A 268-nucleotide genomic window follows, 5' to 3' on the forward strand; every position below is an offset into this window, starting at 1 on the left:
GTCGAGATGATGAAACTGGTTGGCCTGCCCCGTGCAGAAGCCTTGCTCAATGAATATCCGCACCAACTGTCCGGCGGCATGCGCCAGCGCGTCATGATCGCCATGGCTTTGCTGTGCGACCCGAAAGTGCTGATCGCCGACGAACCGACCACTGCACTCGATGTGACGATCCAAGCGCAGATCCTTAAATTGATCAAGAACTTAAACGAACGGCTTGATACAGCAGTCTTGCTGATCACGCATGACCTTGGAGTCGTCGCTGAAACAT

At 54.1% G+C, this 268-nt stretch carries 1 protein-coding gene; it reads left to right on the forward strand.

Features of this window, described 5'->3' with window-relative positions; genetic code table 11:
• Positions 1 to 268: ATP-binding cassette domain-containing protein (locus R0J92_RS23330; RefSeq protein ID WP_411053426.1), on the forward strand; the 268-nt coding region annotated here is incomplete at both ends.

The sequence above is a fragment of the Tritonibacter sp. SIMBA_163 genome (assembly GCF_046535935.1).
GTDB lineage: Bacteria > Pseudomonadota > Alphaproteobacteria > Rhodobacterales > Rhodobacteraceae > Epibacterium > Epibacterium scottomollicae.